The 14,431-nt window shown below is 62.2% G+C and carries 15 protein-coding genes; 10 read left to right on the forward strand and 5 right to left on the reverse strand.

Annotation, left to right across the window (positions count from 1 at the left end; all coding sequences use genetic code 11):
* Positions 1-89: 89 nt before the first annotated feature.
* Positions 90-653 (reverse strand): hypothetical protein, encoded by a 564-nt coding sequence (locus AC6GQJ_RS12025; protein ID WP_500768525.1) that lies wholly within the window; start codon positions 651-653, stop codon positions 90-92.
* A 153-nt stretch (positions 654-806) separates the two neighbouring features.
* On the opposite strand from AC6GQJ_RS12025, the gene AC6GQJ_RS12030 reads away from it, so the two are divergent.
* The 3 genes from AC6GQJ_RS12030 (at position 807) to rlmH (ending at position 3,255) form a co-directional block, all read left to right on the forward strand.
* Positions 807-2,222 carry a mechanosensitive ion channel family protein gene (locus AC6GQJ_RS12030; protein ID WP_500768527.1) on the forward strand — a complete coding sequence of 472 codons (1,416 nt, stop codon included), beginning with the start codon at positions 807-809 and terminating at the stop codon, positions 2,220-2,222.
* A gap of 189 nt (positions 2,223-2,411) precedes the next feature.
* Positions 2,412-2,774, forward strand: a complete 363-nt coding sequence (gene rsfS, locus AC6GQJ_RS12035) for a ribosome silencing factor (RefSeq protein ID WP_500768529.1) — start codon at positions 2,412-2,414, stop codon at positions 2,772-2,774.
* A 10-nt stretch (positions 2,775-2,784) separates the two neighbouring features.
* On the forward strand, positions 2,785-3,255 hold the full coding sequence (gene rlmH / locus AC6GQJ_RS12040; RefSeq protein ID WP_500768531.1) for a 23S rRNA (pseudouridine(1915)-N(3))-methyltransferase RlmH: 471 nt from the start codon (positions 2,785-2,787) through the stop codon (positions 3,253-3,255).
* A 125-nt stretch (positions 3,256-3,380) separates the two neighbouring features.
* Here rlmH and AC6GQJ_RS12045 read toward each other — a convergent pair whose 3' ends face one another.
* Both AC6GQJ_RS12045 and AC6GQJ_RS12050 read right to left on the reverse strand, forming a co-directional pair.
* Entirely contained in the window at positions 3,381-3,734 is a 354-nt protein-coding gene (locus AC6GQJ_RS12045; protein ID WP_500768533.1) for a hypothetical protein, read from the reverse strand.
* Between the two features lie 37 nt (positions 3,735-3,771).
* A complete protein-coding gene (locus tag AC6GQJ_RS12050; protein ID WP_500768535.1) occupies positions 3,772-4,470 on the reverse strand; it encodes a DUF599 domain-containing protein in 699 nt (232 codons plus the stop codon).
* Between the two features lie 84 nt (positions 4,471-4,554).
* Here AC6GQJ_RS12050 and AC6GQJ_RS12055 point away from each other — a divergent pair, with 84 nt between their 5' ends.
* From AC6GQJ_RS12055 to AC6GQJ_RS12085, 7 genes are all read left to right on the forward strand, one after another.
* On the forward strand, positions 4,555-6,003 hold the full coding sequence (locus tag AC6GQJ_RS12055; RefSeq protein WP_500768537.1) for an FAD-linked oxidase C-terminal domain-containing protein: 1,449 nt from the start codon (positions 4,555-4,557) through the stop codon (positions 6,001-6,003).
* Between the two features lie 58 nt (positions 6,004-6,061).
* The gene (glcE, locus tag AC6GQJ_RS12060) at positions 6,062-7,177 is read left to right on the forward strand and encodes a glycolate oxidase subunit GlcE (RefSeq protein WP_500768539.1); all 1,116 of its coding nucleotides are present in this window, start codon (positions 6,062-6,064) and stop codon (positions 7,175-7,177) included.
* Entirely contained in the window at positions 7,174-7,533 is a 360-nt protein-coding gene (locus tag AC6GQJ_RS12065; protein WP_500768541.1) for a hypothetical protein, read from the forward strand. Before glcE ends, AC6GQJ_RS12065 begins: the two co-directional genes overlap by 4 nt.
* 71 nt (positions 7,534-7,604) lie before the next feature.
* Positions 7,605-8,918 (forward strand): glycolate oxidase subunit GlcF, encoded by a 1,314-nt coding sequence (glcF, locus tag AC6GQJ_RS12070; RefSeq protein ID WP_500768543.1) that lies wholly within the window; start codon positions 7,605-7,607, stop codon positions 8,916-8,918.
* A gap of 76 nt (positions 8,919-8,994) precedes the next feature.
* Positions 8,995-9,789 (forward strand): trypsin-like serine peptidase, encoded by a 795-nt coding sequence (locus tag AC6GQJ_RS12075; RefSeq protein ID WP_500768545.1) that lies wholly within the window; start codon positions 8,995-8,997, stop codon positions 9,787-9,789.
* Entirely contained in the window at positions 9,786-10,592 is an 807-nt protein-coding gene (locus AC6GQJ_RS12080) for a trypsin-like serine peptidase (protein ID WP_500768547.1), read from the forward strand. Before AC6GQJ_RS12075 ends, AC6GQJ_RS12080 begins: the two co-directional genes overlap by 4 nt.
* A gap of 134 nt (positions 10,593-10,726) precedes the next feature.
* Positions 10,727-11,191 carry an Hsp20 family protein gene (locus AC6GQJ_RS12085; protein ID WP_500768549.1) on the forward strand — a complete coding sequence of 155 codons (465 nt, stop codon included), beginning with the start codon at positions 10,727-10,729 and terminating at the stop codon, positions 11,189-11,191.
* 123 nt (positions 11,192-11,314) lie between these two features.
* Here AC6GQJ_RS12085 and AC6GQJ_RS12090 read toward each other — a convergent pair whose 3' ends face one another.
* Both AC6GQJ_RS12090 and queG read right to left on the reverse strand, forming a co-directional pair.
* On the reverse strand, positions 11,315-13,312 hold the full coding sequence (locus AC6GQJ_RS12090; protein WP_500768551.1) for a hydantoinase/oxoprolinase N-terminal domain-containing protein: 1,998 nt from the start codon (positions 13,310-13,312) through the stop codon (positions 11,315-11,317).
* A gap of 9 nt (positions 13,313-13,321) precedes the next feature.
* A complete protein-coding gene (queG, locus tag AC6GQJ_RS12095) occupies positions 13,322-14,350 on the reverse strand; it encodes a tRNA epoxyqueuosine(34) reductase QueG (RefSeq protein ID WP_500768553.1) in 1,029 nt (342 codons plus the stop codon).
* Positions 14,351-14,431: the final 81 nt, after the last annotated feature.

Genomic DNA, 14,431 nt, shown 5'->3' on the forward strand with positions numbered 1-14,431 from the left:
TTCGCGCAGTCGCGCGCGGTCATCCATGTCAAAGAGGCGGTTCATGCCTTGCTGTTAACGGGATTCCGCAAGCCAAGCAAGCGAGCGCGTTAGGCGCGCGCGCTGTTCGTTTGTGCGGCCTGCTTCATCCGCAGCGCCTTGGCATAGGCAGAGGGGCGGGGCCGTTTGGGCGTCACATGTCCGGTGACGTTGGGGAGGTCCGCGATCTGCGGTGCATCGGGCGGCGATCCGGCGTCCGGCGCGATCAACCCGAGGGCAGGGGCGATCAACCACAGCATGCCGGTCATCACCAGCGTCGGTAGTGCCATCACCGTCGCGGCATTGCGCGACAACGGCTCGGGCAGGCCCAATGCGATGATCCCCGCATAAGCGGCCAGCGCGCCGACGACAAAAACGCCGGAAATGCCGCACAGCGCCGCGAACAGGGACAAGAGTCCAGACGGGCGGGCAAGAAACGCAGGCGTCCACCCCTTCAGTAACAACCCTAAGGCGACTACGAGGGACAGCGCCCCGATGCACAGATATGGCATCCAGATCGCCCCTTCCATCAGGGCCGAAGGCACTGCCCCCAAGGTCAGCATCGCGAGAAAAAGCAGGTAGCCACCCTGCGCGCGCAGCACCAGATCATAGAGGGATTGCATGAAAGATCGCATAATATCTGTCCAACTCGTTTAAAACCTAAGGTAGAAACTGGCGGCCAATTGTGGAGGAATTGTGTCATGTGTTGGCCCTTTTTCTGATCGGGGGCAGGGACTTGCCACATCGCTATGCGTCATGCGACCTTGAACGGGATCGAAAGGGGCGCAATGGCCAACCATATCTCCGAGGATAACAGCAACGCCATTCTCGACGCGGTCAATTCAGCCGCCGAAGCCGCCGTGCAAGGCACCACGGATGATGGTGCCACCCTCGTCGAATCGGTGATCGCCCTTGTGATGACCCTGTGGTCCGAAATTCTCGCGCTGCTGGCGCTGACGATGCGGCCATGGGTGGGATATCAACTTCTGATCGCACTGGGCCTGTTTGTGGCGGCGCATCTGCTGCGTCGCTGGCTTGGGCCACATATCCGCGCATGGATGGCCACGCGCGAAGGCTGGCCCAAATGGCGGATGCGTGTGCTGGTGGTGATCCACCAGCGGCTGCGCCAGATTTTCTATGTGATACTGATCTGGGTGGTGATCCTGATCATGCGCGAAGTCACGTGGCCGTCGCGTTCTTATGTGCTGTCATTGATCGGGACGCTGGTGCTGGCTTGGCTTGTGGTGGCCTTTGTTACCCGCCTGATCCGGTCCGTCCTGCTGCGCCGCGCGGTGCGGTTGGGCGCGCTGATCTACGTGACGCTCTATATCCTCGGGATCGTTGACGAAACCGCGCGCATCCTCGAAGCGACGGCCATTCACTTTGGCGAAATGCGTCTGTCCATGCTGACGGTGGTCAAGGGGATTGTCGTCATCGGCATGTTGCTGGTCGCCGCGCGTTTTATCACCACGACCACTTCGGCGCGCGTGTCGCGGAACGAGGATATCTCGCCCTCGATGCGGGTGCTGATTACCAAAGTGGTCCAGATCGTGTTCTACACGATGGCCTTCTTTATCGGGGTGCGTTCGCTTGGCATTGATCTGACAGGGCTGGCGGTGCTGTCCGGCGCGATTGGTGTGGGGCTGGGCTTTGGCCTGCAAAAGGTGGTCAGTAACCTTGTGTCGGGCGTGATCATCCTGCTCGACAAATCGATCAAGCCTGGTGACGTGATCAGCCTTGGCGATACGTTCGGCTGGATCCAGACCTTGGGCGCGCGCTATGCCTCGGTGGTGACGCGGGATGGCAAGGAATACCTGATCCCGAACGAAGACCTGATTACTGGGCAGGTGGTGAACTGGTCCCATAGTGACGAGTTCGTGCGCCTCGATATCTTCTTTGGCACGTCCTATGACAACGATCCGCATCTGGTGCGCAAACTGGCGGTCGAGGCGGCGGCGGATGTGGAACGCGTGCTAACCAGCCGTCCCCCTGTGTGCCATGTGGTGGGCTTTGGCGACAGTTCGGTCGACTTCATCCTGCGCTTCTGGATCACCGACCCGACAGGGGGGCTGACCAATATTCGCGGCTCGGTCTACCTTGCGCTGTGGGACATTTTCAAAGCCAACGATATCTCGATTCCCTTCCCGCAACGCGAGGTGCGCGTGCTGGGCGGTGGTACGCCGCCGGACGTGCCAATTGACTAGGGACGCGGCGGCTGTGGCCAAATTGCGGGGCATAAAGGCACGAAATCACGCGCTTCATTGAAAAGTGACGCATGCGTGGCTAATATATAAAGGTCCCAGCGCCGGGGACATCGGCGGCGCGATGAAAAGGAGGACAATGTCCTGTCAATTTCTGCAGAAGCGGTGCACGCCGCTGATGGAGCGACGGCCATGATGGCCAACGCGAAAACGCAAGCCACAAGCGAGTTGCTCCTTGAGGCCGTTCTTTCCTCACTCTCCGACGACAAGGCGGAAGACATCGTGCAGATCGACCTGCGCGGCAAAACCGAGATCGGCGATTACATGGTCATCTGCTCGGGTCGTTCGACGCGGCAAGTGTCGGCCATGTCGGAAAAGCTGGTCGAGCGGCTCAAGGCCGAGTTCGGGCGCAATTCGCGTACCGAAGGCAAGGGCACGGGCGACTGGGTGCTGATCGATACAGGCGACGTGATCGTCCATATCTTCCGCCCCGAAGTGCGCGAGTTCTACCAGCTAGAGAAGATGTGGCTGCCCACAGCGGCGACCAACAACTGAAGCGCAGCTGATGCGGGTGCATATCTGCGCGGTGGGCCGCCTTAGGGGCGGTCCCGAGCATGACCTCATTTCCGATTACAAAACGCGGTTTGACCGTACGGGACGTGCCCTCGGGCTCGGCCCTTTGTCGATTGTCGAGGTCGAGGACAAGAAGGGCGGCGGCATGGGGGGCGAAGCGGACCTCTTGCGCAAGGCGCTGCCGAAAGGCGCGGTGATTTGCTGCCTTGATGAACGCGGCCGCGCCGAATCTTCCCCAGACTTCGCCAACCGGATCGCCGGATGGCGGGACACAGGCCGCAGCGATCTGGCATTTGTTATCGGCGGCGCGGATGGTATCGACAAAAGCCTGCGCGCCGAAGCCGATCATAAACTGTCATTCGGTGCCATGGTCTGGCCCCATATGCTGGTCCGCGTGATGCTCTCCGAGCAACTCTACAGGGCGGCATCCATCCTCGCCGGCACCCCCTACCACCGCGTCTGACCCGATTGCCGCTGCGCGACGCCAAGTTTTAGGGGGGTTCACCCCCGACCTTCGGTCTCCCCCACAGTATTTTTAGCCAAAAGAAGCTGGAGTCGAATTCTTTTGGCCCCCTGATCCGCTTTCAGTCAGCGCAGGTCTACCAGAGTGGTTGAGGTGTTCCAGCCATGTGGCAAGTCGCGGGCCTGCACCTGTACGCGGGTGATGGAGGGGGGGATATTTACCCCTCTGAGGCTGCGGGTAAATGGCTGTTCGTCCACATGCGGGTGGAACAGTTCGCGCAGGCCGAGTTCGTTGCCGTCCATATCCAGTACCCGCCAGCCATCGGCGTAATGGTCCCATCCGGTGTCGGGATGGCGGATTGTAACGTCAAAGCGGAATTCGTTGGGGGCGGTTTGCGTCACCGTCACCGTCTCGATCACAGGTTCATCCGCTTGCAGCGGGCAGGCGAGGCTGAGCAGAATGAGGATCGCGCGTATCATGGTTCGGATCGTATATGGACGCGCGCCAGATGTCTTTTCACGTGTCCGTGCCTAGAAGAATCGTGCGAGACTGCGACGCGAACTCGCGGCGCCAGATTACGGCGAGGGTAAAAGCGGTGGCTGCGAGCAGGGCGACAGGGCCTGCCAGCCACGCAGCGCTGGTCAGGGCGAAATAGATAGAGCGGAGGCCGCGGTTAAAGGATCTGGCGGCGGTGATGTTGACCTCGGCAGCTTGGGCGGCGCGCACGTCGCAGAGCGGATGGGTGACATCGTTCGGGACGGCTGCCATCACCACGGCGGCATAGCCGAACAGCCGGTTGGCCCAGACGAATTTCAGAAAGGCATTGGTCAGGAACAGGGCCAGCACGACGAGTTTGGCCTCCCAAACAAAGGCGGGGTTGTCCATCATCGTCAGGTCGTTGGCGATGCCGGTCAGGCGTTCGGCGCTGCCGATCACGGCCAGTACACCGCCGATGGCGATGACAGAAGTGGATGCGAAGAAAGCTGTGCCCTGTCTCAGGCTTGCGACGATCTGGGCGTCAAAGACCCGTGGTTCGCGGGTGACCATCTGTGTCATCCATTCGCGCCGGAACTCGGCCATGATTTGTGAAGTGGAGGGTCTACCCTTGGGGGAGAATTCGATGCGCCACCCGATCAGCAGCCAAGTCAGCACAAGTGCGCCCAGCGCAATCGCGTCGAGCGGTGAAAAGAAGAGGATGCGGTCAAGCCATGTCATGCCTGCCGTCATACACCGGCGTGATAAAGATTGCATCCAGTCTAAATTGGTCATATTATTTTACCAATCAACGGGAGGTCGCTCATGGAAATGCCGGTACCTGACGCTGCGGTCCTTGCGCGCAAGGCGCGAGTGGTCGAGCGGTTCCGCGAGGTTTTGCCCCGTGATGCGGTGATCGACGATCCGATGGAAACGCGTGCCTATGAGTGTGACGCGCTGACCGCATATCGCTGTCCGCCTATGGTGGCGGTGCTGCCGTCGACGACTCAGGAAGTCTCGGCCGTGTTGCGGGTCTGTTATGAAGAGGGCGTGCCTGTTGTGCCGCGCGGGTCGGGGACGTCATTGGCCGGTGGTGCGTTGCCGACGGCGGATTGCGTGATCCTTGGGGTGGCACGGATGAATGCCGTGTTGGAAACCGACTATGACAACCGCTTTATCCGTGTGCAGACGGGGCGCACAAACTTGTCTGTGACCGGCGCGGTTGAGGCCGACGGGTTCTTTTACGCGCCGGACCCGTCGAGCCAGTTGGCCTGTGCGATTGCGGGCAATGTCGCAATGAATTCGGGCGGGGCGCATTGTCTGAAATACGGCGTGACGACGAACAACCTCATGGGGGTGACGCTTGTCCAGATGGATGGCGAGATTGTCGAGATCGGCGGTGCGTATCTGGATGCGGGTGGGCTGGACCTGCTGGGTGTGATCTGCGGGTCCGAAGGGCAGTTGGGCGTCGTGACCGAGGCGACATTGCGCATTCTGCACAAGCCCGAGGGCGCGCGCCCTGTGTTGATGGGGTTTGACAGTGCAGAGGTCGCGGGTGCCTGTGTGGCGGACATTATCAAGGCGGGGGTGTTGCCCGTTGCCATCGAGTTCATGGACCGGTTGCTGATCGAGGTCTGCGAGGATTTTGCCAAAGCCGATTATCCTATGTGCGAGGCCTTGTTGATCGTCGAGGTTGAGGGCTCCGAGGCCGAGATCGACAACCAGTTGGCCCTGATCACCGACATCGCCAAACGGCACAATCCGGTGGCGCTGCGCGAGAGTGCATCGCCGGAGGAATCCTTGCGCATCTGGGCAGGGCGCAAGGCGGCGTTTTCGGCCATTGGTCGGGTCAGCGATTATATGTGTCTGGATGGTACGATTCCTGTCAGCGAACTACCCTATGTGCTGCGCCGTATCGGCGAGATGTCGAAGAAATACGGGCTGGCCGTGGGCAATGTGTTTCACGCAGGCGACGGCAATATGCATCCGCTGATTTGCTATGATGCCAACAAGCCCGGTGATCTGGAGATTTGCGAGGAATTCGGCGCGGAGGTGTTGAAGCTGTGTGTCGAGGTTGGCGGTTGCCTGACCGGAGAGCACGGGGTGGGCATCGAAAAACGCGATCTGATGACCCATCAATATGCGCCCGCCGATCTGGAGGCGCAGATGGCCGTCAAGGATGTGTTCGATCCGAAGTGGTTGTTGAACCCTGCCAAGGTGTTTCCGCTGGCGGTCACACAACCTCGCCGTTCGGCTGCTTTGGCGGCGGAGTAAATGGGGGCCAGCCCCCAGGCCTGTCGGCCTTCCCCCGGGATTTTTGGGAACAGAGAAGATGATACCCTTGACCAGTGAAGCCGAAGTTGTTGACGCGGTGAAATCCGCGAACGGGCCGTTGCGGATACGCGGTGGCGGCACGCGGTCAGTTGGTCGGGTGGTGCGGGGCGAGGTTCTGGACCTGTCGGCCCTGTCCGGTGTGACACTGTATGAGCCGGGAGCATTAACGATGGTGGCGCAGGCGGGCACGCCCTTGGATGATATCGAGGCGGCGCTGCGGGCGGAGAACCAGCGTCTGGCTTTTGAGCCTTATGATCTGACAGGCATGCTGGAGACGCAGGGGCGCAGCACGATTGGCGGGGTAATTGCGACCAATGCCAGCGGGCCGCGCCGCATACAGGCAGGGGCAGCGCGGGATTTTGCGCTGGGTGTGCGGTTTGTGGACGGGGCGGGGTCTGTCATCAAGAACGGTGGCCGCGTGATGAAGAATGTGACCGGCTATGATCTGGTGAAGCTGATGAGCGGATCGTGGGGGACATTGGGCGTTCTGACCGAGGTGAGTTTCAAGGTGCTGCCGGATGTCGAAGCTGCGACTACCTTGGTAATCGATGGGCTTACGCCCGAACGTGCCGTCGCAGCGATGAGTGCGGCGCTCGGCTCTCCTTACGAAGTGTCCGGTGCGGCGTGGATTGACGGGGCGGTCTGGTTGCGGATTGAGGGGTTTGCCAGTTCGGTGGATTATCGCGCCGGTGCGTTGCAGGCGGTTTTGCGCACCCATGGTACGGCAGAGCGGGACGATGCGGCAGACTGGACGCGGGTGCGGGATGCGGTTCCGCTGCACAACCATGCTGCTGTCTGGCGCGTGTCGGTCAAACCCAGCGACGGGCCTACGGTCATCGCTAGCCTGCCCGACGGTTGTGAGGCGATGATGGGCTGGGGCGGTGGCCTTGTCTGGATCGGGGCGTGGGAGGCGGATGCAGCGACCCACACCGGCTTGCAGGCTACCGTCGCGACGCTTGGCGGGCATGCGACCCTGATCAAGGGGCCGGAGGATTTGCGCGCCGCCGTGCCTGTGTTCCAGCCCGAAGCGGCGGGCATTGCGGCGTTGACAAGGGCATTGCGCGTACGGTTCGATCCGCGCGGCATTCTGAACACCGGACTGATGGCGGCATGATGGTTGTGGTGCTTTATGCCATGGCTTTTGTGGTCGGGCCTGCGCTGTTCCTGATCTTGGGGCGGCGGCAGGGGCGTCGTTGGCCGCTGGCCTTGGGGGCGTCGATCTGTGCCGCCATCAGCTATACGCTGCGCAATGATCTGCGTGTCACACTTGCACCGGATCCCGCGCCGCTGTTTGCCAGTGTCGCGCTGATCTGGCTGGCGTGGATTTTTGTGCTGGCGATGGTGATGCGCGGTGTGCTTGCCACCCGTCCGACACGCACGTTGCGCCGTATCAGCCGCGCCGTGCTGGCCATGGGCACGACCGTGCCTTGGTTCGGCTTTGCCACAGCCCGCCACCTCGCGGCACCGTGAAGGTGCGCCGCCCCATATCGCTGGCCTTGGGCCGCGCCACACGCCTCTTCCACTTAGGGCAAGGATAAACCATGCAAACCACGTTTACCCCCGCACAGCTTAGCAAGCCCGCTATCCAGCGCAGCAATGAAATCCTGCGTAACTGTGTGCATTGCGGATTTTGCACGGCGACCTGCCCGACCTATCAGGTGCTGGGGGACGAGTTGGACAGTCCGCGCGGGCGAATCTACTTGATCAAGGATATGCTGGAAAACGACCGCGTGCCGGACGAAAAGGTGGTAAAGCATATCGACCGCTGTCTGTCCTGCCTTGCCTGCATGACCACCTGCCCGTCGGGGGTGCATTACATGCATCTGGTCGACCATGCGCGTGAATATATCGAGGATAACTACAAGCGCCCCCTCGGGGATCGCATGTTGCGGTGGATGCTGGCGCAAATCCTGCCCTATCCGACCCGCTTCCGGCTGGCACTGCTGGGGGCCAAGATCGGGCGGCCCTTTGCGCGGCTGATGCCCGATGCGCGCCTGCGTGCGATGCTGGACATGGCGCCGAAACATATCCCCCCCTTCAGCCGCAATGACGACCCGCAAAGCTTTGCGCCTGCGACGACGAAAAAGATGCGCGTTGCGTTGATGACGGGCTGTGCACAGAAGGCGCTGAACACCGATATCAACGACGCCACGATCCGGCTGCTCACCCGTTTGGGCTGCGAGGTTGTGGTGGCAGAAGGGGCGGGGTGCTGTGGCGCGATTACCCACCACATGGGCAAAACCGCGCAAAGCCATGCCTCGGCGGCCAACAACATCACCGCTTGGGCGCGCGAGATGGATGGCGAAGGCCTGGATGCGATTGTCATCAACACGTCGGGCTGCGGTACCACGGTCAAGGATTACGGGCATATGTTCCGCAACGACCCGCTAGCTGAGGACGCGGCGCGCGTGGCCTCCATCGCGATGGATGTGAGCGAGGTGCTGATGAAGCTGGACCCGCCCGAAAGCGCGCCCCAAGGCATGACCGTCGCCTATCACGCGGCCTGTTCGCTGCAACACGGCCAGCAGATCAAGACCTTCCCCAAGGATCTGCTGAAAAAGGCCGGATTCACCGTGTTAGAGCCTGCTGACAGCCATCTGTGCTGCGGATCGGCAGGCACGTATAACCTGATGCAGCCCGAGATTTCCAAGCAGTTGAAGGACCGCAAGGTTGCCACCTTGATGGCCCACAACCCCGACATTATCGCCGCCGGAAACATCGGCTGCATGATGCAGATCGGCTCGGCCGCGGGGGTGCCAGTGGTACACACGGTCGAACTGCTGGATTGGGCCACGGGCGGGCCACGTCCCGCCGGGCTGGATCGTGCCCCGTCCGACGTGTCCAATTTAAGGTAAATGCAGCGCGTGCCCTAATTCTGCCCCCTTTGCTGTCTAGTGCCTTGGCAACTCTGACGTCGACACAAGGGATGCTATGCGCCGCTGGATGGCTCTTTCTATGGTTGCTTTGGTGGTGACTTCGACTGCGTTCGCGCAAGAATCCCGCCTGCGCCGCCTGACCACGGGCGACGAGGCCAAAGCGTGGGAAGCTGTCGGGCGTTTGAACGTGGGCGGCACCGGATTTTGCACCGGCGCGTTGATCGCATCGAACATGGTGCTGACGGCGGCGCATTGCCTGTTCGACAAGGCCACCGGCGCACGGATCGACCACCGTTCGATCGAGTTTCTGGCCGGATGGCGCGACGGGCGCGCCTCGGCCTATCGCAGTATCAAACGGGCGGTGGTGCATCCCGACTACACCTATGCAAGCGAGGTCGGGTCAGGCGGCGTCGGCACCGATCTGGCGCTGCTGCAACTTGACCACCCGATCCGCAACGGCAAGATCATGCCCTTCTCGACCGAGGCCAAGCCGCGTCGCGGCGCGAAAGTGGCGGTGGTGAGCTATGGCAAAGGGCGGTCCGAAGCGCCCTCGCTTCAGGAATTGTGCAGCATTCTGGCGCTGCAACAGGGCATGTTGGTCACGTCCTGCACAGTCGATTTTGGCAGTTCCGGCGCGCCGATCTTTCTGGTGCGCGATAACGAGGTGCAGATCGTGTCGGTCGTCTCGGCCAAGGCCGAAGTGGACGGCAAAGCGGTTTCGCTTGGCACGTCCCTTGGCGCACCACTGGCCCAGCTTCAGGCCGAAATGGTCGCCCAAGAAGGCAAACTGGCCCGCAGTGTCGGCGCGGGGGATCGCAACGACACCGGGGCCAAGTTCATCCGGCCATGAGGCGTCTGGCCCTATTATTTTGTCTGATCTTCGCTGCGGGCGCACAGGCGCAGACCAGCGCCTTGCAATCGCTTGAGGGCGACTACGAATCCGCAAGCTGGAAGGCCGTGGGGCGTATTGATTTCGGGCGCGGGGCGTTTTGCTCTGGCACGCTGATCGCGCCGGACCTTGTGCTGACGGCGGCGCATTGCCTCTACCACCCCGACACGGGGCAGCCTTGGGCAACATCCGACATCACCTTCCATGCGGGTCTGCGCAATGGCACGGCAGTGGCCAGCCGCGCCGCACGCGATGCCGCCGCCCATGCACGGTTTGTCCCCGATGGCGGGATCACGGCCACCAGTATTGCCTATGATGTGGCTCTAATACGGCTTGAAACGCCCATTTCGACGTTCGAGGTGCCCCCGTTCCAAATCCACGACGGCCGTATCGCAACCGGCCCTGTCAGCGCGGTGTCCTATGGCCGCAACCGTGCCGAGGCGCAGTCGCGGCAGAAGGCGTGCAACCTACTGGCGCGGCAGGGTGATGCGATGGTCTTTGATTGTGATGTTACTTTCGGCTCCTCCGGCTCGCCCGTGTTTTCGCACATGAACGGGCGGGGGCGGATCATCTCGGTTATCTCCGGCATGATCGAAGTCGATGGGGACAAACGCGCGCTTGGCATGGTGCTGCCCGCCCGCATCGACGAACTCAGGGCGCAGCTGCGGATGCAGACCGCCCCGCCCACGGCCAAGCCCCGCAGGATCACGGTTGGCAGCAGCAGCACACGCACCGGCACAGGTGCGAAATTCGTCCGACCCTGATTTGGGGGCTTGAACGGGCAAAAATACCCCCCACATTTGATGCATCGGATGCCCGACTTGGGGTCCGACCATAGCAACCCGCGGGACTGTCCATGATGGAAGGCCCGCCTGTCATCGCTCAAGTGAGGATAACAATGCGTACATATGATTTTGCACCGCTTTACCGCGCAACTGTCGGTTTTGACCAAATCGCTGATCTGATGGATCGCGTGCTGGCCACCGAAACCACACCAAACACATACCCGCCCTACAACATCGAAAAGACCGACGATGATGCCTATCGCATCTCTGTCGCTGTTGCAGGGTTCTCTGCTGCGGACCTGAATGTCGAGGTCAAGGAAAAGAGCCTGATCGTGTCGGCCAACAAGGCGGACGAGGATCAGAAATCCTACCTCCACCGTGGTATCGCCACCCGCGCGTTCGAGCGCCGCTTCCACCTTGCCGATCACGTTGTGGTCACAGGCGCGTCCCACGTGGACGGCATGCTGCACATTGATCTGATCAAAGAAGTGCCCGAGGCATTGAAACCCCGTCGCATCGAGATCGCCGGTCAAAAAGCGATCGAAACCGATGTGGTTGATGCCAAGGCCGTCAACTAAGCCCAAGACTTAACCTGACGGGGCCCGGAGCGTTTGCGCGCTCCGGGCCGAACCTTTGGAAATCTCAAAAACCAGTCCCTAAATGGGGGATATTGGCCGCCCGCTACATGGTGCGGCGTTTTGCTATGTCGCGTCTACCGCGACCCGAGGACGCCCTGTGGCTGCAACAGTCACTATCGCCTGCACGAAAACCTCGCGTGCCTCTGCCTGAACGGTGCTGATGTCCCGCGTCACTTGCACCTCAATGTCATCCACGCCCGCCGCCTCTGCGTCCGCGCGGGCTTTTTCAGTCAAAACAGTCTCTAACAAGCGCAAAGCGTCCTCTGACGCGCTGAAATCCTCGATCCCTGTGTCCAGATGCACGCGGAACCGTCCTTCGCTGGGCGAGGTTACAGTGCCGCTTTGCCGCATGGTGACGCGCCCGACCACAGCGCCGATGGCATTGGCCACCGCTGCGTCCTGCGGCAGGATCATCTCGGTGCCCATCTGCACGCCCACCGCCGGATAATAGGTCGCCGCCGAGGCACCCAGCCCGATCACCGGCACGCCCAGGCCGGTCGATATGCGCGTTGCATCGCAGTGACCACCCAACCCCTTCTGCATCAGGATGTGGCTCGCAAGCGCTTCGTCCAGCCCGTCCGCCGCAAGGGCCGCCTGCAACATCGCCAGTCCCGTCTGATGGGTCAGTTGGTCGATAACGATCTGCGCCATTTCTTCGGCCGATTGTGCCAGCACCTTGCCCGCGCCAGTCCGCCGCCGCCCGAACAACTGGCAGGCCATCCTCGCTGCCGCCGTGTCCCACGCCTCCAACCGTCCTAGCACGTGGCACGCATCCGACGGGGTCAGGGCTGACACTTGCACAAGGCCGCGTGCCACCAACTTCTTAAGCGCGCCGTGATCGATCCGCGTGCGCAGCACCGCCGCCAAGGGCTGGACCTCCGTTCCGATCCGCGCCAGCAAATCCGCCTCGCGTGTGCCCAGACCGCCCGCATGCACCCCTGTCACCGCGCGGACAAAGCGCCCGTCATGCGCATTCGGCGTGGTGTTTCGCATCTGCGCCTCCAACACCGGCAGAACAACCTCCGGCTCTTGAGTGGCGAGTAGCGATACGGGCAAAACGCGGCGCGGCCCGAGGGTCACGCCACCGGCCAACCCTTCGGTCGTGAAATGCACCTCGCTATCACCGCCAAGGCCGGTGGTGCGCATCGCTACCGCCTCGACCATGGTGCGATAGGGGCCAACGCGCGCGCCATCGGGATCAATGGCAGGTCGCCCGCCTTCCAGCATCGCGACATCCGTGGTGGTCCCGCCAATATCACTGACCAAAGCGCGCTCGGCCCCGGTCAACCATCGCGCCCCTACGATCGAGGCTGCAGGCCCGCACAGAATCGTCTCTATCGGGCTCAAACGGGCCTGTGCGGCGGACATCAGCGCCCCGTCACCGCGCACCACCATCATCGGGGCTTGCACTCCGATCTCTTGCAACTCGCTTTCCGCACGCCCGATCAGCGCGTCGATCATCCCGATCAGTCGCGCATTCAGCACCGCCGTCAGCGCCCGTTTGGGACCGCCCAGCTTGGCCGACAAATGGTGGCTGGCCGAGACGGGGCGCCCCGTCACCTCGCGCACCCGTTCGACCACACGCCGTTCATGCGCAGGGTTACGGGTGGCAAATTGCGCCGCCACGGCAAAGCCGCTCACATCCTCTTTATGCGTCTCTAAAAAGGCTAATAGGGCATCTTCGTCCAGCGGGGCCGCTTCGGATCCGTCGTGGTTGTGCCCACCGGCCAACACGCAGACCGGATCACCGGCCAGCGCCTCGGCCAAGCCCTGCGCCTCAAGATCCTGCGCGCGGAACCCGACATAGATCAGCGCGACGCGCCCGCCTTGCCCCTCGACCAGCGCGTTGGTGGCCAGCGTTGTGGACAGGGACGCCATGGCGATGTCTTCCGCCGCCACATCGCTTTGTGCCAGCACGGCGCGTACGGCCTCGCCCACGCCGATGGCCAGATCGTGGCGGGTGGTCAGCGCCTTGGCGCGGGCCAGCACCACCTCTTCATCGCGCAACAACACCGCGTCGGTGTAGGTTCCGCCCGTGTCCACGCCCAGCAATATCGCCATATCCGCCCCTTACACTTTCTCGCGCAATTGCCCGATGGCCCAGCGCGCGGCTTCGGCCACTGTCGCGTCCGGATCGCTGGCCAATTCCTGCGCCACGCCTATCAACGCCGGATCGCCCGAATTGCCAATGGCATAGAGCACGTTCCGCACAAACCTGTCCCGCCCGATCCGTTTGATGGGCGAGCCTGAGAACCGCGCCCTGAAGGCCGGATCATCCAGCGCCGCCAGGTCGGCCAACGGCGGCGCACCCACCGCGCCGAGGTAGCGCATATCGCTTGCCGCGACCGCGAACTTGTTCCACGGGCAGGCGGCAAGGCAGTCGTCACAACCGTAAATCCGGTTGCCAAGGGCGGGGCGCAATGCCTCGTCCACGGGGCCCTTATGCTCAATCGTAAGGTAAGAGATGCAGCGCCGCGCATCCAGTTGATAGGGCGCGGGAAAGGCATTGGTCGGGCAGGCATCCAGACAGGCGCGGCACGACCCGCAGTGATCCACCTCTGCCGGATCAGGCTCTAACGGCAATGTGGTAAAAACAGACCCTAAAAAAGCCCAATTGCCCCATTCACGGCTTAAAAGGTTGGTATGTTTCCCTTGCCAGCCCAGCCCCGCCGCCTGCCCGAGCGCCTTTTCCGGCACGGGGGCGGTGTCCACAAACACCTTCACCTCGCCCCCTGCTTCTTCGATCAGCCAACGCGCCAAACGCTTCAGCCGCTTTTTCACGATATCATGGTAATCGCGCCCCTGCGCATAGACGGAAACAGACCCTAATAGGGGCTTTTCCAGCACGTCGAGCGGATCATGCAGTGGCGCATAGCTTTCGGCAAGCATGATGACCGACCGCGCCTCGGGCCACAGCACGGACGGATCGGCGCGCCAATGCATCCGGTCGGCCATCCACGCCATCTGCCCGTGATAGCCCGCCTCGACAAAGGCAGACAAACGCGCGCCCACTTCGGGCACCGCGTCGGGGCGGCACACGCGCGCGGCCACAAACCCTTCGTCAAGCGCGCGTGATATGACCCGCTCTTTCAGGTCCATAGTTTCTTTTGGCCATAAATACTGAAAGGGCCGACATCGCCGCACATGCGACGCCCGCGCCCTTGGTGACGCGGGCCACGC

This window comes from Tateyamaria sp. 7Alg 36 (genome assembly GCF_059882455.1).